This is a genomic window from Deferribacterota bacterium (genome assembly GCA_034189185.1).
Taxonomy (GTDB): domain Bacteria; phylum Chrysiogenota; class Deferribacteres; order Deferribacterales; family UBA228; genus UBA228.
Genome location: JAXHVM010000160.1, coordinates 1 through 4,210, shown reverse-complemented (window position 1 = coordinate 4,210; position 4,210 = coordinate 1). Strand labels below are relative to the sequence as shown.

The window sequence follows — 4,210 nt, the reverse complement described above, 5'->3', positions numbered from 1 at the left end:
GGCAAACCCCTTAATGAGATTTACAATTTAGAAGAGGAATTTAAGACAGATTTTATTACCTATAAGATGAGTGAATTACAAGATATTGCTTTAGAAAAAAGAGCTTTGATTGATAAACAACTTAATGAATTAGAATATACAAAATACACTATAAAAGAGCAAAAAAGCAATTTTTGGCCTAAGGTTGACTTACAACTTGCATATAATAGATATGACAATAAAGCAGAAATGGAAGAGCATGAGGCTATATTTTATGCTGGTCTAACCTATAATATTTTTGATGGTCCTGGTAGATATTATAAGGTAACAGCACAAAAAGAAGCTTTATATGCATCACAGAAAAACCTAATGGAAGCTAAGAGAACGATAAGGTTAGAAGTTAATAATGCTTATAGGGATATAGAGAGGTCCTATGCCAATTACAACACTGCTATCCATTTAGTAAGGGAGGGTAAGATTAACTACGAACAAGCGTTAAATGAATATAGGGTTGGTAAAGGTGATATAATAGCTTTGCTTCAAGCTGAGATTAATTATGCAAGAAGCAGGATAACCCTAATTCAACAAAAAATGAATTATAGTATAGCAATTAGCTCTTTAGAGAGGGCAGTTAATATGAAGATTTTATAAATTAAATATTTTTAAATAGATGGTGAATATAATGCTTAGAAATTTGTTAAATAGAAGAAATTTAATTATAGTGACAATAGTTATAATATTAGTGATTGTGATGTTTTTATTTTTAGATACCTCTAGCGATGCAAAGATAGAGGAAGTTGCTGTGGCAGAGTATGGAACAATAACCTCTTTCGTTGAAGCAACAGGGGTTGTTAGAACACAGGTAGGAGCAAGTATAAATGTTGGAACTAGGGCTTCTGGTACTTTAGAAAAACTCCCCTATAAAGTTGGTGATTATGTAGAAAAAGGAGAGCTTATTGCATTAATTGATGATAGGGAATTACAGGCAAGCCTTAGAAATGCAAAGGCTACATTGGAAAGATTGAATGTGGAATTAGAGATGATAAAAAATACTTATCCATTACAGATTGAAGAGGTTAAATCACGACTTATGGCAAATAAATCAAATTTAGAGTATGCAAAGAAGAATTATGAAAGAGAGAAAAAATTATTGGAAAAGGATTTTACAACACAAGACAGTGTTGATAGGGCAAAAACAAATAGGGATATTGCTCTTTCAGACTATGAGGTCACAAAATCAACCTTGGCAAGATTAAAGGAAGAATTTAAAGATAGAAAAGCTAGTGTAATAGCCAATATTAAAGCCCAAGAGGAACAAATAAATACTATTGAGATTGCTATATCATATACAAAGATATATGCACCAATCTCAGGTTATGTGGCTCAAGTTTTAAGACATGAAGGTGAAACAGTGGTAGCACAACTAAACGCTGAAAACCTTATTACATTAATAGATCCCACCAAACTTGAAGTATATCTATATATTGATGAAACAGATGTGACAGAGGTGCACGAAGGAAGTAAAGTTAATTATTATGTTGGAGCACTGCCTAATAAATGGTTACAGAGTGAAATTAAAACAATATGGCCTCAACCAATTAGTTCAGGCAATATTGTATATTACGTTGCAGTTGTTCCTGTGCCTGTAGATGATGTAAAGCTTATTAAGCCAAATATGACAGTTCATTCAAGAATTACAACAAAGGTTAAGCCAGGGGCATTAGTTATACCTATTGAAGCGTTAAAATTTGTTGACGGCGAGACTGTTGTATATAAGGTTGATGGCAATAAACTAAAGAAAATTAATGTAGAAGTTGGACTTAAAGGTGACAAAGAGATAGAAATTGTAAAAGGCTTAGAAGAAGGCGATAAGGTTGCAATTAAATTTGAATTACCCGAAGATTAAGGCATAAAATAGATGGCTACAAACAGGTTAATTTCAATATCTAACATCAAAAAAACCTACTTTTTAGGTGAAAAGAAGGTAGAAGCTTTAAAGGGAGTGAGCTTAGATATCAATGAGGGTGATTTTATATCTATAATGGGGGTATCTGGCTCTGGTAAGAGTACACTATTATATATATTGGGCTTGATGGATACAATGACTGATGGTGAATATTTTTTTATGGGACAGAATGTAAGGGATCTTCCATTGGAGGATTTAGCTGGTATTAGAAACTCTCATATTGGTTTTGTCTTTCAGCAATTTCACTTAATAGATTATCTAAGCGCATTAGAGAATGTTTTGCTTCCCCTTATCTACTCAAAAAAAGAGGTTAAAGAGCCCTATTTGCATGGTAAAGTACTTATGGATAAACTTGGTTTATCTAATTACTATAATAATAAGCCATCAGAGCTCTCTGGTGGTGAACAGCAAAGAGTGGCAGTTGCAAGGGCATTAGTAAATGAGCCAAAAATAATATTAGCTGATGAGCCAACTGGACAACTTGATCTTAACACGTCAAAGGATTTAATGAATATCTTTTGTGATCTCAATAATGAGGGAAAAACAATTGTACTAGTAACACACGACCCTGATATGGCTAAATATTCAAAGAAAATTATCAATATTAAAGATGGAATGTTTATAAATTAACTAGATGAATTATTTTAAGGTTCATATTTTTTTAAAGGAATTATACAAATCGATTGTTCATTATAAAATAAGGCTTTTTTTTTCAATATTAAGTGTATCCCTTGGCATTGGCACAATGGCTTTAATTGTAGCCTCAATAGAGGGTGCAAATAAGAAGGCCTATGAAATATTTGATGTTTTTGGGCCAGATGCGGTTCTTGTTATTGGAGGTGGTAATACTAGCAACCCCTTTTCACGTGGTAAAACCTTAACAATTGATGATGCTATTTCAATTAAAAAAAATGTCTCAAATGTAACCGAGGTAATACCAAGGGTACTATTTTCACCTGTGGTTGTTGAAAGTGGTAAGAATAACTGGTCAACAACTGTTATAGGGACAACGGAGAATTATTTTACTTCTCTAGGAGCAGAAATTAGAGCAGGTAGGGCTTTTAATATATTAGAGGTGGAAAATAAGGATACTGTTGCAGTTATTGGTTCTAAAGTGGCAGATGAATTATATAAAGATAATATAGATAAAATTAACGATAATATGACATTAACTATTGGACTCTTACCTGTAAAAGTCATTGGCATACTTAAGGAAAGAAGTGGGTTAGATATTTCACAAGATTTAAACGATCGCATAATTATGCCAATTGGAGCAGTTACAAAAAGGTTGTTAAATGATGAAAAATATGTGGCAAATTTATGGTTTAGGACAAAGGGCGATATAGATAGCGCAATAGAAAGTGCTAGAGCACTTTTAAGGTTTAATCATAAAATACCAAGGGATCAACCTGATGATTTTCGTATTGTAACATCTAAAAATATTTTAAAACAGATGAAGCTACTTTCAAATAATCTTATATTATTTTTGGGTATTGCTGGCATAATATCTTTGATAGTTGGTGGCTTTATTGTGGCTAACCTAACATATATAAGTATAAAACAGAGAAATAAAGATATAGGTATAAAATCTGCTTTTGGAGCAACTAAGAAAGATATTGCCCTGTTTTTTTTAGCAGAGATAATAGTTATTACATTTATTGGCGGAATATTGGGTATATTGTGGAGTGTGCTAGGAGGCTATATATTAGAGCATGTTGGCAATATGATTATTTATATATCTTATAAGGTTATACTTTCAGCAATTCTTTTGAGTTTTATAGTGGGTCTCTTATCTGGTATAAGGCCTGCTATTGTGGTATCAAATATTGACCCAATAAAGGCTATTAAGGGACAGTAATGAAAAGGGTTAGACTATTCTTTGAGATTGCAATAAAGATGTTACTTGTTCATAAACAAAGAACAGCCCTTTCTATTTTAGGAGTCCTTTCAGGGATAGCTATGCTAATCTCTGTTAATAATATCTCAAGATCTACAATGGAGAATACTAAAGAACTACTTGAGAAATTTGGACCCGAATTGATTGTAGTGGAGCCTGCAAAGGTAAGGGTTGTAGGCAAAGGAAAGACTGATTATGTCCCTACTACTAAATTGAATTTTAGAGATGTTGAATTGATGAGGAATAATCTAATAGATGTTAAAAATATTGTACCTGTTGTGAATATGGGAGCTAATGCAGTATATTTAGGTAAATCAACAAAGACAACAATCTCAGGTGCCACAAAGGATATCTTTGATATGCGAAAA

At 32.5% G+C, this 4,210-nt stretch carries 5 protein-coding genes; all 5 read left to right on the top strand.

Going from position 1 to position 4,210, the window contains the following annotated elements:
- Window positions 1–630, top strand: a 630-nt coding sequence (locus SVN78_09015) for a TolC family protein (GenBank protein ID MDY6821745.1), incomplete at its 5' end; no start/stop codon positions are given.
- Window positions 631–649: 19 nt separating this feature from the next.
- Window positions 650–1,885 (top strand): efflux RND transporter periplasmic adaptor subunit, encoded by a 1,236-nt coding sequence (locus SVN78_09010; protein ID MDY6821744.1) that lies wholly within the window; start codon window positions 650–652, stop codon window positions 1,883–1,885.
- 12 nt (window positions 1,886–1,897) lie between these two features.
- A complete protein-coding gene (locus SVN78_09005) occupies window positions 1,898–2,575 on the top strand; it encodes an ABC transporter ATP-binding protein (GenBank protein MDY6821743.1) in 678 nt (225 codons plus the stop codon).
- Between the two features lie 4 nt (window positions 2,576–2,579).
- Window positions 2,580–3,803 carry an ABC transporter permease gene (locus SVN78_09000; protein ID MDY6821742.1) on the top strand — a complete coding sequence of 408 codons (1,224 nt, stop codon included), beginning with the start codon at window positions 2,580–2,582 and terminating at the stop codon, window positions 3,801–3,803.
- Window positions 3,803–4,210, top strand: a 408-nt coding sequence (locus SVN78_08995) for an ABC transporter permease (GenBank protein MDY6821741.1), incomplete at its 3' end; no start/stop codon positions are given. The genes SVN78_09000 and SVN78_08995, both read left to right, overlap by 1 nt.

Excerpts from the sequence above, each read along its gene's own strand:
- SVN78_09010 (MDY6821744.1), top strand. The coding sequence starts at position 650 with ATGGTGAATATAATGCTTAGAAATTTGTTAAATAGAAGAAATTTAATT.
- SVN78_09005 (MDY6821743.1), top strand. The coding sequence starts at position 1,898 with ATGGCTACAAACAGGTTAATTTCAATATCTAACATCAAAAAAACCTAC.
- SVN78_09000 (MDY6821742.1), top strand. The coding sequence starts at position 2,580 with ATGAATTATTTTAAGGTTCATATTTTTTTAAAGGAATTATACAAATCG.